Genomic DNA, 20,987 nt, shown 5'->3' with positions numbered 1-20,987 from the left:
AGAGGTAGAAATCAGAAATGTTTACAGGGATCATCGAAAGTCTGGGCACAGTTGAAAGCGTACAAAATGTCGGTGGCGATGTGCGTTTGCGCATTGGTACGGATCTTGATATGTCAGATGTACATTTGGGTGACTCGATTGCCACCAATGGCATTTGCCTCACGGTGATTGACTGGGGTGAGCACTGGTATGCTGCCGATGTCTCACGTGAGAGTTTGAACCGAACCACACTGACCCACTGGAAAGTTGGCCAACGTGTAAATGTGGAAAAGGCGATGTTGCCCACCACACGTTTTGGTGGACACATTGTGTCAGGTCATGTCGATGCTGTGGGTGAAATCACCGTTGTGCGTGAAGATGCACGTTCGCTTTATTTTGAAGTGACTGCGCCAGCTGAGATTGCACGTTACTTGGCAGAAAAAGGCTCGATCACGGTTGATGGGATCAGTTTAACCATTAATCATTTGCGTGGCCGTATTTTAAGCCTCAATTTAATTCCGCATACGGCTGAACGAACCAACATTGGAACGTGGAAGGCAGGCAGTCAAGTGAACCTTGAAGTGGATGTGTTAGCACGCTACATTGAACGTCTGATGATGGGTGACAAAGCTGCGGAAACTACCCCACAATCTAAAATTAGTTTAGACTTTTTGGCACAAAATGGTTTCTTGAAATAGAAAAATCGTTTAGATTGCAGCAAGAATAGACAAAAGATGAGCTCCCTATTTGCCCAAAATGAGGGAGTTTTTCTTTTGAAATGAATAGGTAAGCAATTGAGTGTGATGAAAGATAGTACGCAGTTCATTGCACGGATAGGTGACAATGATTGATTTTTTTCTCCATCTAGAACAATTATTGCCCGTACTGCTTGCAGAATACGGCCTTTGGATTTATGCGATTCTTTTTCTGATTATTTTTGCAGAAACGGGCTTCGTTTTTATGTTCTTTTTGCCGGGTGACAGTTTACTGATTGCCATTGGTGCCTTATGTTCCAGCTCGGATTTAATCCATATCCATACCATGGGTATTTTGATGATGATTGCTGCCGTATTGGGCTATATCGTCAATTATTATACTGGTCAGAAGCTGGGCTTTAAATTTGCCCATCAGCATTCGCGTTGGCTGAAACCCGAATATATGATGAAGACCAATCAATATTTCTTAAAGCATGGCGGTAAAACCATTTTAGTAGCACGTTTTATTCCTTTTGTACGTTCTTTCGCGCCTTTTGCTGCGGGCGCAGGGCATATGAGTTTGGCGACTTTTATGTGGTACAACGTGACTGGTGGCCTGATTTGGATTGGTAGTTTGTTGGCGATTGGTTATGGTGTGGGCAATACCTTATCATTTATGGTTGATGTGTTGGTTTGAGATTGAGACAGACCACATCAGCCGAGCAAAACAAGGGTGCATAAAAAAACTCACCGAAGTGAGTTTAAGTGGAAGCCAAGGCCTGTTAGGCAGAGTTGGATACCACTTCATTAGAAAAGTCTGAATTTTTCAAAATATAGTCAATTTCTTCTTGAGCCGCGGCTTGTAGCTTACTGCGATAGCTGGCGACGGACTCTTCAATTAAGGTTTCCGCTTCAAGCTCTAAACGTAAACGCACACTTTCTAACTCAGACAAAATTTGTGAATCATCAATGCCAAATTTACCTTTGGCATAGTCCAGAGCTTGTTCAGGCGTTTTTTCATAGCGTGCGGTGTAGCTCAAAATTTCCTGATCGACACTTTGACGCATCACATTTAAAGCTTGGGTTTGCTCATTGAACTGACGGATTTCGTCTTTTTTGAGGCTTTCCGCATAAGCTTCCTGCGCTGCGCGTTTGTCTGCCAGTGATTTTTCCAACGCTTGTTGTTTGCGAATTCGCGCTTCTTCAATCAGCTGTGCTTTCAGATCGGCATACGCTTGTTCAATTCTTTGGGTAGAGACGGCTTGAGCGCGTTGGTCTTGTTCAATCCAACTGTGTAAACCTGTTTCAGGTTTGAGTACATCGCAGACGCGACTCAGGTCATCAATAAAGGCCTGACGAACAGCATCAGGTACATTTAACCAGCGCTGTTTAAAATCTGGACCAACATTCAATGCCACTACGCATCTCCTTATTTAGACGGGGAATCAATTAAAGCTTGAAGGTTCGAGCTTCAACCCCGAGACGTCTATATTGTTTAAATTTTTCACGACCTTGTTGTTTGGCCGATTCGTTATTTTCAATAATTTCTATAATGTGGCTAAATTTTTCGAACTGTTCAAGAGCTTGATCGTTAAAATTGAACACAATCCAGTCGGATTGTTCAGGCAGTTGCGCTGAGATACAAATGCGGGCATCGATTTGATCAATGCCATGTGGAATAAAGCTCGTATCATCAAAACTCCACAAACGCTCATCCAGTTGCTGTTGTAGTTCAGTGTCGCTTGCATACAGCCAGATTCGCTCTGGCTGACGCAAAATTTTACGACACAAACGACAAGCACTTTCGACTTGTCGTTCAGGACTTTGTTCAAACAGATAAAAGCTAATATTAGCCATTAGACTGCGCACGATGAGCTAAGAATTGCATCAATAAGGGTACTGGGCGACCGGTTGCGCCTTTATTGGCACCTGAGTTCCATGCTGTACCTGCGATGTCCAAATGTGCCCAGCGGTAATCACGGGTGAAACGTTGCAAGAAGCACGCTGCAGTTACAGCACCAGCTTTAGGCCCGCCAATGTTGGCAATATCGGCAAATGGGGAGTCTAACTGTTCTTGATAGTCATCAATCACAGGCATGCGCCAGACGCGGTCAAAGCTATTTTGACCTGCTTCCGATAGTTCGGCCGCCAGTTTGTCGTCTGGGGTAAACATACCCGTTAAGACTGAACCAAGTGCCACGACACAGGCACCTGTTAAGGTTGCAATATCAATGACCAGTTCAGGGTTAAAGCGTTTTACATAGGTTAATGTGTCACACAGCACCAAACGACCTTCTGCATCGGTATTTAAAATTTCAACGGTTTGACCGCTCATGGTGCTTACGATGTCACCCGGACGTGTAGCTTTGCCTGACGGCATATTTTCAGCTGCCGCAATCGTACCTACGACATGAATGGCTAAACGCGATTCACATAGAGCACGGAGCGTCCCTAGAACCGATGCTGCACCACACATGTCATATTTCATTTCATCCATACCAGCGCCCGGTTTCAATGAAATGCCACCTGTATCAAAAGTGATCCCTTTACCGACCAAGACCACTGGGGCTTCAGAACGTTCAGCTTGATACTCAAGGGTAATAATACGGCCTGGGCGGTCTGAACCTTTGCTCACTGCAAGGAAGGAATGCATGCCCAGATCCGCCATTTGCTGCTCATCAAGGACATTAACACGGAGCAGGTCAGGGTATTGGGCTGCCAGTTCTAAGGCTTGCTCTGCCAAATATTCTGGGAAGCAGATATTGCCCGGACGGTTGCCTAAGTCACGTGCAAAGCTCTGACCTGATTGCACGGCTTCAATCAATTTAAGTTGCGCAGCATTCAGCGGCGACTCAGCGGCAATCAGGCTGATCTGTTCAAGCGCGTTGTCGGCTTTTTTCGATTTGAATTCATCAAAAGCATATGCCGCTTGCGTCAAACTGAGGGCAAATAAATAATGGAGTTCAGCTGGAAGAGCTGAAAGGTCAAGACTGATGTGTTTGAATTTTTTTTGTGAAGCTTTGATAATGGTTTGAGCAATTTTCACCAGCTTTGCTGCTTGTAATTCAGCGGCTTTACCCACCCCGATCAAGGCTGCATTGGGGCTTGCTGGAATTTGACCAATTAGGCTCAAAGTTTCATTAAATGCGGCTTTAAACTGAGTCGCTTCAATTAAGTTGTTTAAATCATTAATTTGATAAGCATTTGCAAGGTGTTGCGTGTTTTCAGAATCTACTAATATCAACAAAAATTGGCTAGACGTATTCTCTGTGAATGACGTATTAATAGAGAGTTTCATAAGTTTTATTTAAGCCTTATAAAGTTTGAAAATGATTAAACCACTGAAACATTAACATGAATAGAGTTGCAAAGTGCAACAAGAGTACAGGTTTTATATTTTCACTATTCGGGTAAACTAGCGCTAGTTTTTATTCACCTATTTTTGGAAGAATTAATTTGATTATTCGGCGTTATCTGGTCAAACAAGTGGTGTCGACATCCTTGGTTGTGATCGCCTTATTGACCTTGATCATGATGGGCGGTCGTTTGATCAAGTATTTTGGCGTAGCCGCGCAGGGTCGCTTAGATGCAGGTATTTTATTTAGCATTATTGGCTATCGTTTGCCTGAATTTTTAACGCTGATTCTTCCTCTAGGCTTTTTTATTGGGCTGATGCTGGTTTTTGGTCGTCTGTATGTCGATCATGAAATGGCAGTACTCAATGGCAGTGGCGTCAGTCGTAACCAATTGGGGCGACTGCTGATTCCTATGACCGTGGTGTTTCTTGCTGTTCAAGCCGTGCTGATGCTTTGGATGGCGCCGTGGGGTGTTCGTCAGTTTGAGCAGCTCACCACCAGTCAGGCGGTGCGTACTGGTTTTGATTTGGTTCGACCCAAAGAGTTTATTTCATCGGGGCCTTATACCATTTATGCGGGTGACTTATCCGAAGACCGTAAGAACCTCAAAGATATCTTCTTCTATCAACGCGCTGAAGCAGAAGGTAAGCCTGATGTGATGATTTTGGCCAAAGAAGCCACGCGGGTTGAAATTGAAAATGATCCCGCCAATGTGGTGGATTTGGTGCAAGGTCGCCGTTATGAAATTTATCCGGGACAGCCGCGTTATAGCCAAGCCGAGTTTCAGTCTTATCGCCTACGTTTAGAAAATGATAAAGAAGCGAAGTTTGAAAGTGCCGATGTTGAAGCACTGTCCACCATGAAACTTTGGGATAATCGTCATGATCCTGTCGTGGCGAGTGAATTGGGCTGGCGTATTTTTGTGCCGTTTGCCATTGTGGTGGCCTTACTCCTCGCTGTGGCTTTATCTGAAGTGAGTCCGCGCCAAGGCCGTTACTTAAAGCTGTTCCCTGCATTGCTTATTTTTGCCAGTTTAATCGTGGCGCTGATGGCCATTAAAACCCGAGTCAGTAAAGAAGAAATGGGGATTTGGGCTTATCCAATGATCTTGGTGATCTATGCGATAGCAGCGGCTTTGTTTTCGCGTAAACAAAAGCTGGCCCCGAAAATTAAGAAAACATTACAACGAGCGGGGTCTTAATCATGTTCGCACGTCGTATAGTCGCAAAACATGTGACCAAAACCACCGCGATGGCGATGCTGGGTGCTACCGCTATTTTATCGGTCTTGCAAATTCTGTTTACCTATTTGGGTGAGCTAGGCTCCCTTAAAGAAGATTATGGTGCTTGGGATGCTTTACGTTATGTACTGTGGGGAGCACCGCAATATCTCTATGAGATTCTACCGATTGCCGCGTTAATTGGCTCGGTATTGGGCCTCGGCACTTTGGCTTCAAACAGTGAGCTGATTGTGATGCGCTCGGTGGGGGTGAGTCTTTGGCGGATTGTTGGTTGGGTGATTCGTTCGGCTTTAATTTTGGTGGTACTGTCATTCGCTTTAAGTGAATGGGTGATTCCTTATACCAATGAGCAAGCCAAAGGTGTGAAAAGCCATCGAACTGCGGCTGAACTTGGTGAAGTACGTGGTTACTGGACACGAGAAGGGCAGCGTTTTATTTATGTCGATTATGCCAACTCTCAAGGTCAGCTGAAAAATGTGCAAGTGGTCGACTTTGATAATAATGCTCGTTTGAAAGGCGTTTTAAATGCTGAGCAAGGTCAGTTTGTGCAAGATGGTCATTGGATTTTAGAAAATACGGCCCAAGTTGATTTGCTGCCGACAGGCAATGCTACGGCACAAAAGGCCGCTGAAACGCCTTTGGCATTGGCACTGCAGCCGAAATATGTGCACATGGTGACGATTGATCCTGAAGACCTTTCACCGAGTCAATTGGTCAGTTTCATGAGCTATATGCATGAATACAGCCAAGTACCAAAAACTTATCAGTTGGCTTTTTGGCAGAAAGTGGCGTCTCCATTTGCCTTGATTGCTTTGGTGTTGATTGCTTGTTCCTTTATTTTTGGCCCACTGCGCCAACAATCGATGGGCTTTCGTTTGGTGATTGCACTGTTTACAGGCCTAGGTTTCTTTTACCTACAAGACTTCTTGGGTTATGCAAGTTTGGTGTATTCACCTTCACCCGCATGGTTTGTTTTTGTGCCGATTTTACTGATGTTTGTCGCAGGTGGTTATTTGTTACAACGTGCACGATAACTGTACGATATTGAAGAAAACAATGCGCATGATGGTGTTAAACCATCATGCCTGCATAGAGTCTTGACCGAAAATTCGGTAAGATAGGGCGATGAATTTGTAGACAAAAAAAGAGTGCTTATTATGGCGGATGCAACTGCTGGCAAAATCCCTCACGTACTGGTCATTATGGATGGTGTGGGACACCGTGAAGCGATTGAAGACAATGCTTTTTTAGCAGCGAATCGACCGAATTTAACAGCGATTGAAGCAAAGCATCCGCATAGCTTAATTTCAGGTTCTGGTGAAGACGTGGGTCTGCCAGATGGCCAAATGGGCAACTCTGAAGTGGGCCACATGAACTTGGGTGCAGGGCGTGTGCTCTATCAAGACTTTACCCGAATCACCAAAGACATTCGTACGGGTGCTTTTTTCGAGCATGAAGTTTTGGTTGATGCTGTTGAAAAAGCCAAAGCAGCGGGTGGTGCGTTGCACATTATGGGGCTGTTGTCTGAAGGTGGGGTGCATTCACACGAAGATCATATTGTTGCCATGGCTGAACTTGCGTTAAAACGCGGTGCAACCGTTTATCTCCATGCTTTCTTAGATGGTCGTGATACCCCGCCGCGCAGCGCACAGCACTCTTTAGAAAAATTAGATGCATTGTTTGCTCAATATCCAAATCAAGGTCGTATTGTGAGTCTGATTGGTCGTTATTTTGCGATGGATCGAGATAACCGTTGGGACCGTGTGGAACAAGCCTATCGTTTACTCACTGAGTCTGAAGCAACACGTACTGCAGCTACAGCAGTTGAAGGTTTAGCCTTGGCGTATGCAGCAGATGAATCTGATGAGTTTGTCAAAGCAACACGCATTGGCGATGCCGTAAAAGTTCAAGATGGTGACAGCATTGTCTTTATGAATTTCCGTGCGGATCGTGCGCGTGAAATTACCAAAGCGTTTGTTGAAAAAGATTTTGCAGGCTTTGAGCGTAAAGTTGTACCAAACTTATCTAAGTTTGTGATGTTGACACGCTACCAAGCCAGTATTGATGCACCTGTGGCATATATGCCTGAAGCATTAAATAACTCGATAGGTGAATATCTTTCAGACCTTGGTAAAACTCAATTGCGTATTGCTGAAACTGAGAAATATGCACATGTGACATTCTTCTTCAGTGGTGGTCGTGAAGATGAATATCCAGGTGAAAAACGTATTTTGATTCCGTCACCGAATGTGGCTACTTATGACCTCAAGCCAGAAATGAGCGCATATGAAGTAACCGATGAATTGGTGGCTGCGATTAACTCAGGCGAGTTTGATCTATTGGTGGTGAATTATGCCAACGGCGATATGGTTGGTCATACGGGCGTGTTTAATGCTGCAGTGAAAGCTGTTGAAGCCGTTGATTTATGCTTAGGCCGTGTCTATGAAGCGGTGATGGCACAAAAAGGCCATATGTTAATTACGGCTGACCATGGTAATGTTGAACAAATGCAGGATTATCACAGTGGTCAGGTGCATACCCAGCATACGACAGAATTGGTGCCTTTTATCTATGTCGGTCCAACTCAAGCAACCATTGCTGAGGGTGGCGTATTGGCCGATGTCGCACCAACCTTGTTAAGCTTGATGCATCTTCCTGTTCCAGCAGACATGCAAGGTCGTAACTTAATTACATTAGACGTATAAATCAATTTGGGTGGGTAAATGGCAAAAGCATCGTGGACTTCAATAGGTGTAGTGATTGCTTTAGGTCTGAGTCTGATCCACCCGATGGGGGCTGTTGCAAAAACTGCGGCAGCACCCGCTTTTGATGATGAATTAGAACAAGGTTATGTTGAGGTTCCGATTGAATCAATTCAACAATTTGTGCAAATCTACGGTTTAGTCAAAGCCAATTATGTGGCTGAACGTAGTGATGAAGCACTATTTCAACAGGCCATTAAAGGTTTAGTCAGTGGCTTAGACCGTTATTCTCGCTATTTATCTCCTCAAGAATATAAACAACTGGTGCAATATACCGAAGGGGATTTGGCTTCAGTTGACTTCAGCTTAGAGTTTGATTCTCGCTTACAACAATGGCTGATTCGTGGATTAAAACCTGACTCAGATTCCAGCAAACTGGGCTTAAAAAATGGGATCTCCGTTTTTAAAGTAGATGATCAAGAGCTACGCAAGCTCAACCATGCTCAAGTCAATGAATTACTCAGTGGGGCGATTGGTAGTACCGTCAGCTTGCAGTTGAAAGCCAACTCAACGCCGATCAATTTAGTCCGAACCAAAAAAGTTGAAACCGATATCCAGGCGCAACTGTTGAATAACCAAGTTTTGGTGCTCAAGGTGCGGGTATTCCAGCAGGATACGGCCAATGAAATTCAGCAACTGATTGAAGAGCATCAGTCTTCGCGTTTAAAAGCGGTCTTGATTGACCTTAGAAATAATCCCGGAGGACTGTTGTCTGCCGCAGTTGAATCTGCCGATTTATTCTTAAACCAAGGGGTGATTGTTTCGACTAAAAGTCGTTCCGAGGGCGATCAGCAGTTTCAGGCCTTACCTAGCCTCGAGTTTCAAAATTTAAAAGTGGGGATTCTGATTAATGACCGCTCTGCATCGGCCGCGGAGGTGTTTACCGCTGCGCTGAAGGAGCATGGACGGGCGTGGGTGATTGGGGAAAAAAGTTATGGTAAGGGCGTGGTACAAAAACTATTTCCGTTATCGAATGGTGCATCTTTGCAAATGACCGTATCGCATTATTACACCCCAAGTGGTCGGATGATTGAAGGGGTAGGGATTGCGCCAAATCAGGTGTATCCAATGCCACATGAACTCAAAGACGAAAGCTATGTTGAACATGTGGCAGAGATTCTAATTAACCGTCGTTAAGTCTTTAAACGGGATCGTCTTCGCCATCTAGTCCGAATTTCTTCAAGCGATAACGTAAAGAACGGAAAGACATGCCGAGCTTTTTAGCCGCTAGTGTTCGGTTCCAGTGGGTGAGATTGAGCGCATTCATCAAAATTTCTTTTTCAATTTTTTCTAGATACAGCTCTAAACCCTCTTCGGGTAATTTACGCGAAGGCATATGACTGAGTTGATCATTGCCAACAGTACCTTGTTGGGTGGCATTGGCATAGTTGGTCTGAGCAATGGGTCGCAGTGGGGCTGTTTGCAAGTGCGGTAAGTCGATACTGCTTTCATCGCTTAAAGTGATGGCACGTTCCATCATATTGCGTAATTCACGCACATTGCCTGGATAATATTGGGCCAATAAAAACTCACGTGCACGTTCACTCAGTGGTTTGACTGGGATGTCCCATTCTTGGCAGATTTTTTGAATGAAATGTTGTGCCAAAAGAATAATGTCATTGCCACGCTCACGTAGGGCAGGCAGCACAATGTCCATGACATGGATGCGGAAGTATAAATCCTGACGGAACTTGCCTTGTTGCACCAGTGCTTCTAAGTCTTGATGGCTGGCACTAATCACACGGAAATCGACATCAATTTCGGTGTCACTCCCAATTGGACGAATGCGTTTTTCTTGTACCGCGCGCAGCAGTTTCACCTGCATAGTGAGTGGTAACTCAGCAATTTCATCTAAAAATAAACTGCCGCCATGCGCAGACAGAATCAGCCCTTGTTTGTCTTGAGTCGCCCCTGTAAAGCTACCCTTACGGTGTCCAAACAATTCACTTTCCATCAGTTCAGTCGGTATGGCACCGCAGTTAATGGCAATAAATGGCCCTTCATTGCGGTTGCTCAGGCGATGTACCAGATTAGCCACCACTTCTTTGCCGGTCCCCGATTCACCCGTAATAAAGACAGGGGCTTGCGAACGTGCAATTTTCTTTAAGGTGATGCGTAGCTGCTGAATAGGAAGGGATTGACCAATCAGCAGGCGATGTTCAAGCGTATCTTCTTGGATATGCAGTTGACTGATGGGCTGATTAAAGGCTTTTTGTAAAAGTTGCTCTAAATGTTTTTGGTTGATTGGTTTACTGACAAAATCAAAAGCACCAGCTTTAAGTGCTGCAATCGCAATATCCATATTGCCGTAAGCAGTCAGCACTGCAACAGGCAAATTAGGATAATTTTGAGCAATAAAATCGACCAAGCTCAGACCATTACCATCGGGTAAATTAAGATCGGTTAGACAGGCATCATATTGATGCGTTTTCAGGGCTTGAACCGCCTCTTGTAAGCGATAGGCAATATGTGTATCAATCCCCATCCGACTTAAAGACATTTGCATCAGTGTACATAAGTCTTGTTCGTCATCCACCAATAAAACAAGTGGTTTTTTTTCCACGATTAACCCCAAAAATTACACGTCATTGTTTATACGGGGGCATTCAATCCTAAAGCATGCCCCTATTTTTTGTTCTACATAGTATAGCTTAGCTTGGTTGGCTTCGCAGAAACTATGGGATAAATATAATCCTAACCCAGTTCCATTGATGGAGGTACTAAAAAACGGTTGAAACAGGGTGCTTTGATCCTGAGTGGCGACCCCTTCACCAAAATCGCAGACCTCAATATGGACGAGGTTTTTGTAGCTATAGATACGAATTTGAATGTGCTCGGCTTCAGCTGCATTATGACGAATGGCATTTCGAATCAGGTTGATCAGCACTTGTCTCAGTTGTTGTTCATCAAACTGAATCTGAGCTTGATCGGAAATGCGGTAATCAATTTGATCTTTGACATCGGGCAAATCTTCAACGATAAAACGTTCTAAAAAAGCGGCGACATCAATTAAGGTCGGATAGGTTTCTTTACTGCGTGCCATGCTCAGTGTATCACCAATAATTTTATCAATCCTTGAGGCTTGTTTGGCAATCATGTTCTGCAACAGTTCTTGTTGTGGATCATTGGTTTGCATTAGTTCATTAGCTTGTGTGATGGCTGCCAGTGGGTTGCGAATTTCATGTGCAATGCTGGCAGAAAGTTGACCCAGTGCAGCCAGCTTGAGTTGTTGTACACGTTGATTAATTTTTTGTGCATCTTGCAGCACGAATAAGGTCAGTGTCTGATTCGGGACTTGAAGTTTTTGAATTTCGATCTGAATCTGAAAGCGACTCAGTTGCGATGTAAATTGGAATTTTTCCCCATTCTTCAGTTGGTCGAATTTGAGTAGTTCAAATAAATCAGGCTGTGCCTTATATAAAGGATATTTGTCATAGGCATAAATTGGAGAGATGCCCAATAATGTACATGCGGCAGGATTACTCAGCACCATGTGGCAGTTTTCATCGAGCACCAAATAGCCGAGCTCGGTTTGCTCTAAAATATAACGGTTAATGTTTTGCAGTTGGTCCAGTTCTTGGGACTGATAGAAGTTTAAATTTTCAAGGACTTGAAAACGTCGTACCGCAATTTGTCCAGACCCATAAACCACAAAGAACAAAAAGGCGAGCACGGCACTGTTGCCAATGGTATTCAGTGAACTGATTGAAAAGAGCGTTCCAATAAAGTGTTGATAAACCAGTGTAATCACTGCAATCAAGGTAATGATGAGCGCTTTTTGTTTATCGACCAATACACAAGCGGCAAAGATCGTGATCACAAACAATAAGCTTAACTGTAAGTTTGGACCATCGGTGGCAAAAGTGAGTAAACTGAGGCTAATGACATCGACGATAAACAACAAGGTGAGCTGAAGTGGTATGCGCTTGCGCACATGCTTGAGGCTCAATAGCTGAAAGGCACTGATAAAAATAAAGCCAATCAGGACGGAACGATACAATACTGGATATTGATAATTTGAAAACAGCTGCTCATAGGTCAGTAGATAAACCAACAACAAACAACAGCCAATAAACAGTCGATAAGACGCATACCAAACACCTAGACGGTATTGATTTAACTGAATATTGGTTGAGTATTGCAGCATGCGGGTGTTAGTCAGCTTGCATCAGGGTTTAATTAAACCATAGCGAATAGCAAGGTGAGTCAGCTTCACATCACTGTCGATGTTGAGCTTTTCAAAAATTCGGTAACGATAAGTATTGACCGTTTTTACGCTGACAAAAAGCTTGTCAGAAATTTCCTGTGCACTAATGCAATTCACGACCATCATCGCCACCTGCATTTCACGTTCAGACAGAGCATCAAAAGGTGAGGTTTGTGTATCAGACAGATAAGAACTGGCCAGTTGTTCAGCAATATCAGCGCTGAAATATTTGCCGCCTTGCATCACTTTATTAATCGCACGTACCATTTCGGTCACAGGTGCACCTTTGGTAATGTAGCCTTTGGCGCCAGCTTTGAGTAACAGGGACGGATAAGGTTCTTCAGCTAGACCACTGACCGCCAGTACTTTGGTCTCGGGTGCAGTTTGTAGTAAGCGGCGTGTGGTTTCAACACCACCAATTCCTGGCATGTTGACATCTAACAGAACCACATTTGGGTGATGTTGACGGACGAGATTAATTGCTTCTTCACCAGATTCAGCTTGGCCAATAACTTGAACATCGGCATGGTCCTCGAGCATTCGACAAATCCCTGTACGTACTAACTCATGGTCATCTACCACTAAAACTGTGATCACCTAGCTCTTCCTCACTATAAAAACCATATTTTTTGTTACATAAAGCAAAATAAGCTTGCAATGAAACGACAAAATTAGCAATCCTATTCTTAGGCTTATTTGAAAAGATATGCACGCTGTCGACGGCAATGCTGTTCGCATTGTGTACAAATGTAAGGCATATTGGCGTGAATACGCAAATGTATCTTATGGGTTATGAAGTTGAGTGAAGAAAAGTGAAAAAATCAAATAAATTTTTAATGCATCTATTGGGATGGTCGATTGCAATGACGGCCAGTACCCATAGCTTTGCAGACTTGGTGATGAACCCGGGCTCGGGGCCTAGCCAAGCAAGCATGAGCTGGTCTGCGGCAGATGCAGAACAGCTTCTGAATGATGATCTCATGGAAGATCCTGAAGAGTACGCTCCTCAGGGTTCAACAAAAGTCACCACCAGTATTCGCAGTTCCAACGGTGTGGTGACGAACAACAGTACCTCGAAAACAGTACAAATTTTCGATACCTCGAAATATTCCAACCAACCTAGTGTCAATGCTCGTGCAGCACTGGTGATGGATGGCAATACAGGTGAAGTACTGTACAGTAAAAACAGTAATACCGCGCTGCCGATTGCCTCGATTACTAAACTGATGACGGCGGTGGTGATTTCAGATGCGCGTTTAAATATGTCTGAAAACATTACTTTACAGCAAGCGGACTTTTCGTGTTCGGGTTGTAAAAGTTCAAGCTCGTCACTGCGTGCAGGGGATAGTATGAACCGTGCAGAGGCATTGTTATTTGCATTAATGAAGTCAGAAAACCCAGCAGCATCAGCGCTTGCACGGACGTATCCGGGTGGTCGCTCAGCCTTTGTTTCGGCGATGAATGCCAAAGCAAAATCTTTGGGTATGAATTCAACCCATTATATGGAATCGACTGGTCTGCATCCAGGCAATGTCGCTTCAGCACGTGACTTGGGTATTTTGGTCAATGCTGCGTCTCAGTATGGTCTGATTCGTCAGTTCTCAACCACAGCAAGCTATGACTTTAACTTGGGCTATCGTGTATTGAAATCAAACAATACCAATGCCTTGGTTCGTAATGGTGGTTGGAATATTAATATTTCAAAAACAGGTTTCATTAATGAAGCCGGTCGCTGTGTGGTGATGCATACCACTTTAAATAACCGTCCAGCAGTGGTGGTGTTATTGGGCGCGGACTCATCTGCAGCACGTACCAATGATGCAACGCGCCTAATGAACTGGGCAAGCCAATTACCAAAACGTATTTAACCCGACTTTGTTTTTGTTCACTCAACAACAAAAATTGAGTCATAAAAAAGCCCTGCATATGCAGGGCTTTTTTTGTCTTCTCTTAATTACATGTTTGAAAGAATGGAATCGCGAACTTGTTCTAAAGTTGCATCGATTGAAAGCATGACCGCATCAGAACACTGTTTGATCGCAGTATCTGGGTCTTTTAGACCATTACCTGTCACGGTACAGACAATCACAGAACCTTCCGCAATTTTACCTGCTTTGATGTCACGGATTGCACCGCCAATCGACGCTGCAGAAGCAGGTTCTACAAAGACACCTTCATACATTGAAAGTAAACGCTGTGCTTCTAGTATTTCAGCATCAGTCAGTTCATCGAACCAACCTTGAGAGTCACGAACCACTGCTTTAGCATGGTTCCAGCTTTGTGGATTACCAATACGGATTGCCGTTGCAACTGTTTCAGGGTTCTCAACGGGTGCACCACGTAAGAATGGCGCAGCACCTGCTGCTTGGTAACCAACCATGGTTGGTAAGCCTTCAGGTTTAGGACCTGTGAATTGATCTGTTTGAGCGTCGTAAATCACTTGCTCAAATTGATCTGCAGGTTGGTTGGCAACTGCTTCGGTATAACCCATCCAGTGTGCAGTAATGTTCCCTGCGTTACCCACGGGTAAGCAGTGGTAATCTGGTGCACGGCCTAACTCATCTACGATTTCGTAAGCAATGGTTTTTTGACCCTGCAAACGGTACGGGTTGATTGAGTTTACGATGGTTACAGGGGCTTTATCTGCAATTTCTTTGACCAGACGCATACCGTCATCGAAGTTACCGCGGATTTGCATGGTGATGGCACCATACATCATCGCTTGTGCCATTTTACCCATGGCAATTTTGCCTTCTGGGATTAACACAAACGCTTTAATGCCTGCACGTGCTGCATAAGCCGCAGCCGCAGCTGAGGTATTACCTGTAGAGGCACAGATAATGGCTTTTGAGCCTTCTTCAACGGCTTTAGTGACTGCCATGGTCATACCACGGTCTTTAAATGAACCAGTCGGGTTTAAGCCCTCGTACTTCACATAAATTTCAACATTTTTGCCAATTAAACGTGGAATGTTCTCGAGTTTAATCAGTGGCGTATTACCTTCACCTAAAGAAATAGCGCGAGTAGTTGCAGACACTGGTAAACGGTCGCGATAACGGTCAACTAAACCAGTATAACGATTGGCATTCGACATGATGATGTTCCAATTGTGTGTAGAGCTTGGTGAGGAAGAGAAGAGCGTTCTTTTCCTCCACCCGATTAATTATCAAGCGATTCTAAACGAATTCGCACGATTTCGCCATGAATGACGGGTAAGGCTTGAATTTGGGCAAGTGCCTCGTCCATTTTTGATTCAACGACAGGATCAGTCAAAATCACGATTGGAATAAGGTCTTTTAAACGCGGTTGCTGCATGATGGCATCGATACTGATGCCTGCACGACTGAGAATCGTGGTCACATCGGCCAAGACGCCAGTTTGATCTTCTGCATTAATCCGGATGTAATAACCTGTAGTCATTTCTTCACGGCTTAAAATGGGCACATTGGTCAGTGCTTCGAAGGCCAGTTGTGGAATCGTTCCAGCGCCATCTTCGGTATACGAGATATCACGGACGATATCAATGACATCTGCAACGACTGCAGAAGCCGTTGGGCCTGCGCCTGCTCCTGCTCCATAGTACAAGGTTGGGCCGACAGCATGTGCTTGTACCAAGACAGCATTTTTAACACCGTTGACATTGGCAATTAGTTCTTCAGCAGGGATCAAGGTTGGGTGAACACGAAGTTCGATGCCATTCGCGGCGCGACGCGCAATCCCCAAATGTTTAATACGGAAACCCAGCTCTTCAGCATACTTCACGTCTTGCGCTGTGATTTTACTGATGCCTTCGGTATAGACTTTGTCAAACTGTAGCGGAATACCAAAAGCACACGATGCTAAAATCGTGAGTTTATGTGCAGCATCAATGCCTTCGACATCAAAAGTTGGATCAGCTTCGGCATAACCCAGCTCTTGGGCTTCTTTGAGCACATCGGCAAAGGCACGACCTTTTTCACGCATTTCAGTCAGAATAAAGTTGCCTGTACCATTGATGATACCCGCTAACCAATTAATCTTGTTTGCAGCTAGACCTTCGCGCATCACTTTAATGATGGGAATGCCTCCTGCAACCGCAGCTTCATAGGCGATTTGCACGGCATTGTCATCCGCCAGTTTGAACAGCTCATTACCATGTTCAGCAAGTAAAGCTTTATTCGCGGTGACCACTTGTTTACCATGTAAAATGGCTTCTTTAATCACTTCATATGCAGGGTGGATGCCACCCATGACTTCAACCACAACATCGACATCAGGCTGACGCACAATGTCGAGTAAGTCAGCACTTTGCTTGACCTCGTCGCCTAAATCTAAGTCTGGGCGAGGGCGGCGTGTGCCGACATAGGTAATTTGAATTTCACGACCGGTGCGACGTTTAATCTCAGCAGCATTTTCTTTTAGTAGTTTAAGGGCACCACCACCCACAGTACCAAGACCGAGGATTGCCAGACGAACTGGTTTCACGTCACACTCCAATTTACTTATATATATTGAACGAAGTCTAGATCATAGCTAAAAAAACTGTGAGACTCTAGGAAAGAAATCATTTTATGTTCAACTATAAATATTAGTTAAATAACAAATAAAAATTAGTTATTTAAGGCGATTTAATAATTCACTTGGGGCCAAATAACCACCGAGATATTCACCATCTTCATTGTAGATCGCAGGTGTCCCATTTACGCCCATGTTCAGACCCAACTGGTATTGATCTCGCACTGGGTTTTTACAGGTCGCTGGTGGAAGTTGAGCACCTGAAATCGCTTGATCAAAGGCAGCTTGACGGTCTGCGCTACACCACACACTTTCCATGGCTGGCATGAACTGTTCGCCACGCGGCCATGCAATGTAACGTACTTCAATGCCTTGACCTGTGATTTCAGGGATGTGTTCGTGCAGTTTATGGCAGTAAGGGCAGCTAGCATCGGTAAAGACATAAACCACATGTTTGGTCTTGCCTTTGGCTTTATAAACCAGTAGGTCTTCAGTTTTGAGCTCTGCTAGAAGCTTTTTGTTGGCTTCAGCTTGCAGGTTGTCGCTGACGTTGTGGAGGGTTTTATCGCCCAAGCGAATCACATCACCTTGGATAATATATTTACCATCTGCTGTGGTATAAACCGAGCTCATCCCTTCAAGATTGACCCAAAATAAATTTGGCACTTCAGTGGTTTTGATATCGATGATTTTGGCATTGATATTGGCTGTTTTGAAATGCTTTTGAAGAGTGTCAATTAAACGTTGCTTTGCATTACGTTCCGTCAAAGTTGACGCTTCGCCTGTGGCTGGTGCACTTGCCGTTAAAGAGTCTTGTTTTTTTTCTTCAGTGTTATTTGAACATGCTGTAAATAGAACACTTGAAGCAATGGCACAGGCAATGAACACTGGTTTACGGGTAAATAACATAGATAACCCTTTTTCTTTTGACTTTATAAAAACAGAGCGCCAAGCATAGCAAAAAAAGTACAGGACTCGGTAATACTTCGTAGTCTTCGTGCTAAAAACAGCCTTAAGTTATGGATGATCAAGACCTTAAGCCCTTGGGTGATGGCTGGCGTGTAGTTGTTGCATACGCACTTGTGCGACATGGGTGTAAATTTGTGTCGTGGACAGATCACTATGTCCCAATAGCATTTGTACCACACGCAAGTCGGCACCGTGATTGAGTAAATGCGTTGCAAAAGCATGTCGTAAGGTGTGGGGAGACAGTTCAGCCTGAATCGCTGCTTGTAAGGCATAGCGTTTAATGGCGTACCAAAAGTTTTGCCGACTCATAATGCCGCCATGTTGAGTTAAAAACAGATAGTCAGTTGCAGATTTATATAATTGCGGACGGGATTCAATTAAGTATTTTTCGACCCATTCCACTGCGATTTGCCCCAAAGGTACCAGTCTTTCTTTATTGCCTTTACCCGTAATTCTTAAGTAGCCTTGTTTTAAATTGATTAAGTCTAGGCGTAAGTTTAGTAGTTCAGATACACGCAGTCCACAGGCATATAAGACTTCAAACATGGCACGATCACGAAGTCCAAGAGCGGTTTCAATATCTGGAGCTTGAATTAAGGCATCTACGTCTTGCTCAGACAAATCTTTAGGCAGTGCGCGGCCAATTTTGGGTGTTTTATGTAGCGCGACAGGGTTGTCTGAGCGCAGTTTTTGTTCCCGTAGAAACTTAAAAAAAGAACGCAGAGCAGACAGACAGCGCGCAATGGAGCGCGGGCTTTTACCTTGCTTGGTGAGAGTCAGCAGAACATCGGCGACATCGTCACTGCTCCATTCAGGCATGCTCACCCGACTACACTCGCTGCACTGCAATAAGTCAGAGAGATAAGCATTTCGGGTGTGTGGGCTCACGGTTTGTGCAATGAGATAATCTTTAAAGCCGTGTAAAAAACTGAGCTGAGTTGGGATTTGAACAGGCGCAGGCACACGCGGTTTTTTATTTAACATAAAGCTCTCAAGCACATCATCACGGAAAGATAAAAACAAGGAATAGGGGTTTTATTCAATGTAGTGTAATCATTCTCGCTTGTCGATGTGTTATAACAGATGCGAATCATTATCGAATCTGATTTGGTAATTATTCTCATTTGTTTGTATACTGTTCAAAATATTAAAGGGTTGGATGCGGTGCGTTTATCTGATTTAAAAGTCAAACAAACTGCCATCATTAACAAAGTGAATCATACTTTGGATGGCGAAGCTCAGACTGATTTGGTGGCTAGTCGTCTTGAAACATTAGGCTTTGTCGCAGGTACAAAAGTACAGGTGATTACCAAAGGTGTTTTTGGTGGCGATCCAATTTTAATCCAAGTGGGTTTTACACGTTTCGCCTTAAGAAAAGTTGAAGCTGAAAAAATTGAAATTCAAGTCGAAGGAGCACCTAGATGAGTGATGCCTTGCGTGTTGCCCTTGTAGGTAATCCAAACTGCGGTAAAACTTCGTTATTTAACCATCTCACTGGAACACGCCAAAAAGTAGGTAACTATGCGGGTGTAACGGTTGAGCGTAAAGTTGGTCAATTTAGTCTTCCTTCGGGTCAAGCAGTTCGCGTTCTGGATTTGCCAGGGACGTATAGCTTAGATGCGACTAGTCCTGATGAAATGATTACCCGTGACGTGGTGATGGGGAAAATTGCAGACGAAGGTCAGCAAGATGCTTTCTTATGTATCGTTGATGCAACTAACCTCAAACTTCACCTCGGTTTAGTGATTGAACTGATTGCATTGGGCCGTCCAATGTTAATCGTTTTAAACATGATGGATGAAGCACGTCGCCGTGGCATGCAAATCAATACCCAAAAGCTTTCTGAGCGCTTGGGTGTGCCGATCGTTGAAACCGTTGCGGTGCGTAACTCGGGTATTGAAAGCCTGCTTAGCGCTTTAGAGCAGGGCAAATATGCCGTGCCTTATACCGAGCTGACGGGTTTAAAAGGCGACACTGCACATGAGAAAGTAGAAAATTTATTACATGACGCTGTGCAGTACGTCGATGAAGAAGACAAGCGAACTGATTTTCTAGATAAGATTTTCCTACATCCAGTTTTGGGTTTAGTTAGCCTTGCAGTGATGATGTTTATTGTCTTCCAAGCCGTTTTTGCTTGGGCAGCGCCGTTTATGGATGGGATTGAAACCTTCTTTGGTTGGCTAGGTGAAACCATTGGTGCATCCATTAGCCACCCTTTACTTAACAGTTTGGTGGTGGACGGGATTATTGCGGGTGCGGGTGGTGTCGTGGTGTTCTTACCACAGATTTTAATTTTGTTCTTCTTTATCTTGGTATTGGAAGAGTCGGGTTATTTACCGCGTGCCGCGTTTTTGCTAGATAAGCTGATGTTTAAAGCAGGTCTTTCTGGGCGTGCCTTTATTCCGCTCTTGTCTAGCTTTGCCTGCGCAATTCCGGGCATCATGGCATCGCGTACCATTAGTGATCCGCGTGACCGTTTGACTACGATTTTTGTGGCACCGTTAATGACGTGTTCTGCACGTTTACCTGTATATGCCTTGTTAATTGCTGCTTTTATTCCTGAACAAACTGTTTGGGGGATTTTTAATCTGCAAGGTTTAGTGTTGTTTGCTTTATATATGGCCGGGATTGTCAGTGCACTGTGTGTATCTTTCGTTCTGAAATTCTTCCAGAAAGACAAGTCACAACATATGTTGATGATGGAGTTACCAAGCTATCGTTTCCCTGACTTAAAGAATATTTGGATTGGTTTACTTGACCGTGCCAAGATCTTCTTACGTCGCGTGGGTGGCATCATTTTCGCGTTGTCTATTTTGCTGTGGTTCTTGTGTACCTTCCCGCAAGCTCCTGAAGGCGCGACTTTACCTGAAATTGATTATTCATTTGCCGGTATGCTCGGTCATTTACTGCAACCAATTTTTGCACCGCTGGGCTTCAACTGGCAGATTTGTATTGCCTTGATTCCAGCCATGGCTGCTCGTGAAGTCGTGGTGGCAGCTTTAGGTACGGTATATGCCTTATCCGCTGTTGATGAAGATGCCATGTCACAAGGTTTGGCTTCACTCATCAGTAGTGGCGGTGAGCTCGGCTGGTCGGTAGCGACTGGTCTGTCTTTATTGGTGTGGTTTATTTATGCACCGCACTGTTTGGCGACTTTAGCGACGGTCAAACGTGAAACAGGTTCATGGAAAACCGTGAGTTTTATGACCATTTACTTGTTTGGTTTGGCTTATTTCATGTCATTCCTGACTTATCAAATTGCAACGCACTATTTGGGCTAATCGG

Annotated in this window: 19 protein-coding genes; 9 read left to right on the top strand and 10 right to left on the bottom strand. The window is 44.2% G+C overall.

Going from position 1 to position 20,987, the window contains the following annotated elements:
• Window positions 1–17: 17 nt before the first annotated feature.
• Both AC5EUN_RS15510 and AC5EUN_RS15505 read left to right on the top strand, forming a co-directional pair.
• Complete coding sequence (locus tag AC5EUN_RS15510) at window positions 18–677, top strand: riboflavin synthase (protein ID WP_004978564.1); 660 nt, start codon at window positions 18–20, stop codon at window positions 675–677.
• Window positions 678–822: 145 nt separating this feature from the next.
• A complete protein-coding gene (locus AC5EUN_RS15505) occupies window positions 823–1,371 on the top strand; it encodes a VTT domain-containing protein (RefSeq protein ID WP_004692848.1) in 549 nt (182 codons plus the stop codon).
• Window positions 1,372–1,456: 85 nt separating this feature from the next.
• Here AC5EUN_RS15505 and blhA read toward each other — a convergent pair whose 3' ends face one another.
• From blhA to AC5EUN_RS15490, 3 genes are read right to left on the bottom strand one after another with little or no spacing between them, the layout of a single operon-like run.
• Window positions 1,457–2,092, bottom strand: coding sequence for a cell division protein BlhA (gene blhA, locus AC5EUN_RS15500; protein WP_159153614.1), 636 nt, complete (start codon window positions 2,090–2,092; stop codon window positions 1,457–1,459).
• A 31-nt stretch (window positions 2,093–2,123) separates the two neighbouring features.
• The gene (locus AC5EUN_RS15495) at window positions 2,124–2,531 is read right to left on the bottom strand and encodes a DNA polymerase III subunit chi (RefSeq protein ID WP_078425943.1); all 408 of its coding nucleotides are present in this window, start codon (window positions 2,529–2,531) and stop codon (window positions 2,124–2,126) included.
• Window positions 2,524–3,972: a leucyl aminopeptidase gene (locus tag AC5EUN_RS15490; protein ID WP_159153612.1), complete on the bottom strand. Its 1,449-nt coding sequence runs from the start codon at window positions 3,970–3,972 to the stop codon at window positions 2,524–2,526. The genes AC5EUN_RS15495 and AC5EUN_RS15490 overlap by 8 nt, the downstream gene beginning before the upstream one ends.
• A gap of 158 nt (window positions 3,973–4,130) precedes the next feature.
• On the opposite strand from AC5EUN_RS15490, the gene lptF reads away from it, so the two are divergent.
• From lptF to AC5EUN_RS15470, 4 genes are all read left to right on the top strand, one after another.
• Window positions 4,131–5,231, top strand: coding sequence for an LPS export ABC transporter permease LptF (lptF, locus tag AC5EUN_RS15485; RefSeq protein ID WP_004978580.1), 1,101 nt, complete (start codon window positions 4,131–4,133; stop codon window positions 5,229–5,231).
• 2 nt (window positions 5,232–5,233) lie between these two features.
• Window positions 5,234–6,304, top strand: coding sequence for an LPS export ABC transporter permease LptG (gene lptG, locus AC5EUN_RS15480; protein ID WP_159153611.1), 1,071 nt, complete (start codon window positions 5,234–5,236; stop codon window positions 6,302–6,304).
• A gap of 123 nt (window positions 6,305–6,427) precedes the next feature.
• Entirely contained in the window at window positions 6,428–7,975 is a 1,548-nt protein-coding gene (gene gpmI, locus AC5EUN_RS15475) for a 2,3-bisphosphoglycerate-independent phosphoglycerate mutase (RefSeq protein ID WP_159153610.1), read from the top strand.
• Between the two features lie 18 nt (window positions 7,976–7,993).
• The gene (locus AC5EUN_RS15470) at window positions 7,994–9,169 is read left to right on the top strand and encodes a S41 family peptidase (RefSeq protein ID WP_159153609.1); all 1,176 of its coding nucleotides are present in this window, start codon (window positions 7,994–7,996) and stop codon (window positions 9,167–9,169) included.
• A gap of 4 nt (window positions 9,170–9,173) precedes the next feature.
• Here the strand turns inward: AC5EUN_RS15470 and AC5EUN_RS15465 are convergent, their stop codons facing one another.
• Genes AC5EUN_RS15465 through gacA form a run of 3 tightly spaced genes read right to left on the bottom strand, consistent with a single transcriptional unit; the run spans window position 9,174 to window position 12,836 of the window.
• Window positions 9,174–10,598: a sigma-54-dependent transcriptional regulator gene (locus AC5EUN_RS15465; RefSeq protein WP_372239162.1), complete on the bottom strand. Its 1,425-nt coding sequence runs from the start codon at window positions 10,596–10,598 to the stop codon at window positions 9,174–9,176.
• A gap of 12 nt (window positions 10,599–10,610) precedes the next feature.
• Complete coding sequence (locus AC5EUN_RS15460; protein WP_159153607.1) at window positions 10,611–12,179, bottom strand: sensor histidine kinase; 1,569 nt, start codon at window positions 12,177–12,179, stop codon at window positions 10,611–10,613.
• 21 nt (window positions 12,180–12,200) lie between these two features.
• A complete protein-coding gene (gene gacA, locus AC5EUN_RS15455) occupies window positions 12,201–12,836 on the bottom strand; it encodes a response regulator transcription factor GacA (RefSeq protein WP_004692836.1) in 636 nt (211 codons plus the stop codon).
• A 215-nt stretch (window positions 12,837–13,051) separates the two neighbouring features.
• Here gacA and AC5EUN_RS15450 point away from each other — a divergent pair, with 215 nt between their 5' ends.
• Complete coding sequence (locus tag AC5EUN_RS15450) at window positions 13,052–14,107, top strand: serine hydrolase family protein (protein ID WP_159153606.1); 1,056 nt, start codon at window positions 13,052–13,054, stop codon at window positions 14,105–14,107.
• A gap of 86 nt (window positions 14,108–14,193) precedes the next feature.
• Here AC5EUN_RS15450 and thrC read toward each other — a convergent pair whose 3' ends face one another.
• The 4 genes from thrC to xerD all read right to left on the bottom strand — a co-directional run bounded on the left by thrC (window position 14,194) and on the right by xerD (window position 18,686).
• On the bottom strand, window positions 14,194–15,333 hold the full coding sequence (gene thrC, locus AC5EUN_RS15445) for a threonine synthase (RefSeq protein WP_125273422.1): 1,140 nt from the start codon (window positions 15,331–15,333) through the stop codon (window positions 14,194–14,196).
• 65 nt (window positions 15,334–15,398) lie between these two features.
• Window positions 15,399–16,703: a homoserine dehydrogenase gene (locus tag AC5EUN_RS15440; protein WP_010325700.1), complete on the bottom strand. Its 1,305-nt coding sequence runs from the start codon at window positions 16,701–16,703 to the stop codon at window positions 15,399–15,401.
• A 129-nt stretch (window positions 16,704–16,832) separates the two neighbouring features.
• Entirely contained in the window at window positions 16,833–17,642 is an 810-nt protein-coding gene (locus AC5EUN_RS15435; RefSeq protein WP_159153605.1) for a DsbC family protein, read from the bottom strand.
• Window positions 17,643–17,768: 126 nt separating this feature from the next.
• Window positions 17,769–18,686, bottom strand: coding sequence for a site-specific tyrosine recombinase XerD (gene xerD, locus AC5EUN_RS15430; protein WP_159153604.1), 918 nt, complete (start codon window positions 18,684–18,686; stop codon window positions 17,769–17,771).
• A 180-nt stretch (window positions 18,687–18,866) separates the two neighbouring features.
• On the opposite strand from xerD, the gene AC5EUN_RS15425 reads away from it, so the two are divergent.
• Together AC5EUN_RS15425 and feoB are read left to right on the top strand one after the other, a co-directional pair.
• Complete coding sequence (locus AC5EUN_RS15425; protein WP_010325703.1) at window positions 18,867–19,127, top strand: FeoA family protein; 261 nt, start codon at window positions 18,867–18,869, stop codon at window positions 19,125–19,127.
• On the top strand, window positions 19,124–20,983 hold the full coding sequence (gene feoB, locus AC5EUN_RS15420; RefSeq protein WP_159153603.1) for a ferrous iron transporter B: 1,860 nt from the start codon (window positions 19,124–19,126) through the stop codon (window positions 20,981–20,983). The genes AC5EUN_RS15425 and feoB overlap by 4 nt, the downstream gene beginning before the upstream one ends.
• The last annotated feature ends 4 nt before the right edge of the window (window positions 20,984–20,987 follow it).

The sequence above is a fragment of the Acinetobacter sp. CAU_H_S170_2 genome, from assembly GCF_058890445.1.
Note: the sequence above shows the minus strand (reverse complement) of the source record. Positions and strands in the feature narration are given on the sequence as shown.

What these genes read in the sequence shown, in the direction of transcription:
- AC5EUN_RS15510 (WP_004978564.1), top strand. Translation starts at nt 18, where the DNA reads ATGTTTACAGGGATCATCGAAAGTCTGGGCACAGTTGAAAGCGTACAA.
- AC5EUN_RS15505 (WP_004692848.1), top strand. Translation starts at nt 823, where the DNA reads ATGATTGATTTTTTTCTCCATCTAGAACAATTATTGCCCGTACTGCTT.
- AC5EUN_RS15495 (WP_078425943.1), bottom strand. Translation starts at nt 2,531, where the DNA reads ATGGCTAATATTAGCTTTTATCTGTTTGAACAAAGTCCTGAACGACAA.
- AC5EUN_RS15490 (WP_159153612.1), bottom strand. Translation starts at nt 3,972, where the DNA reads ATGAAACTCTCTATTAATACGTCATTCACAGAGAATACGTCTAGCCAA.
- lptG (WP_159153611.1), top strand. Translation starts at nt 5,234, where the DNA reads ATGTTCGCACGTCGTATAGTCGCAAAACATGTGACCAAAACCACCGCG.
- gpmI (WP_159153610.1), top strand. Translation starts at nt 6,428, where the DNA reads ATGGCGGATGCAACTGCTGGCAAAATCCCTCACGTACTGGTCATTATG.
- AC5EUN_RS15470 (WP_159153609.1), top strand. Translation starts at nt 7,994, where the DNA reads ATGGCAAAAGCATCGTGGACTTCAATAGGTGTAGTGATTGCTTTAGGT.
- AC5EUN_RS15460 (WP_159153607.1), bottom strand. Translation starts at nt 12,179, where the DNA reads ATGCTGCAATACTCAACCAATATTCAGTTAAATCAATACCGTCTAGGT.
- thrC (WP_125273422.1), bottom strand. Translation starts at nt 15,333, where the DNA reads ATGTCGAATGCCAATCGTTATACTGGTTTAGTTGACCGTTATCGCGAC.
- AC5EUN_RS15435 (WP_159153605.1), bottom strand. Translation starts at nt 17,642, where the DNA reads ATGTTATTTACCCGTAAACCAGTGTTCATTGCCTGTGCCATTGCTTCA.
- xerD (WP_159153604.1), bottom strand. Translation starts at nt 18,686, where the DNA reads ATGTTAAATAAAAAACCGCGTGTGCCTGCGCCTGTTCAAATCCCAACT.
- feoB (WP_159153603.1), top strand. Translation starts at nt 19,124, where the DNA reads ATGAGTGATGCCTTGCGTGTTGCCCTTGTAGGTAATCCAAACTGCGGT.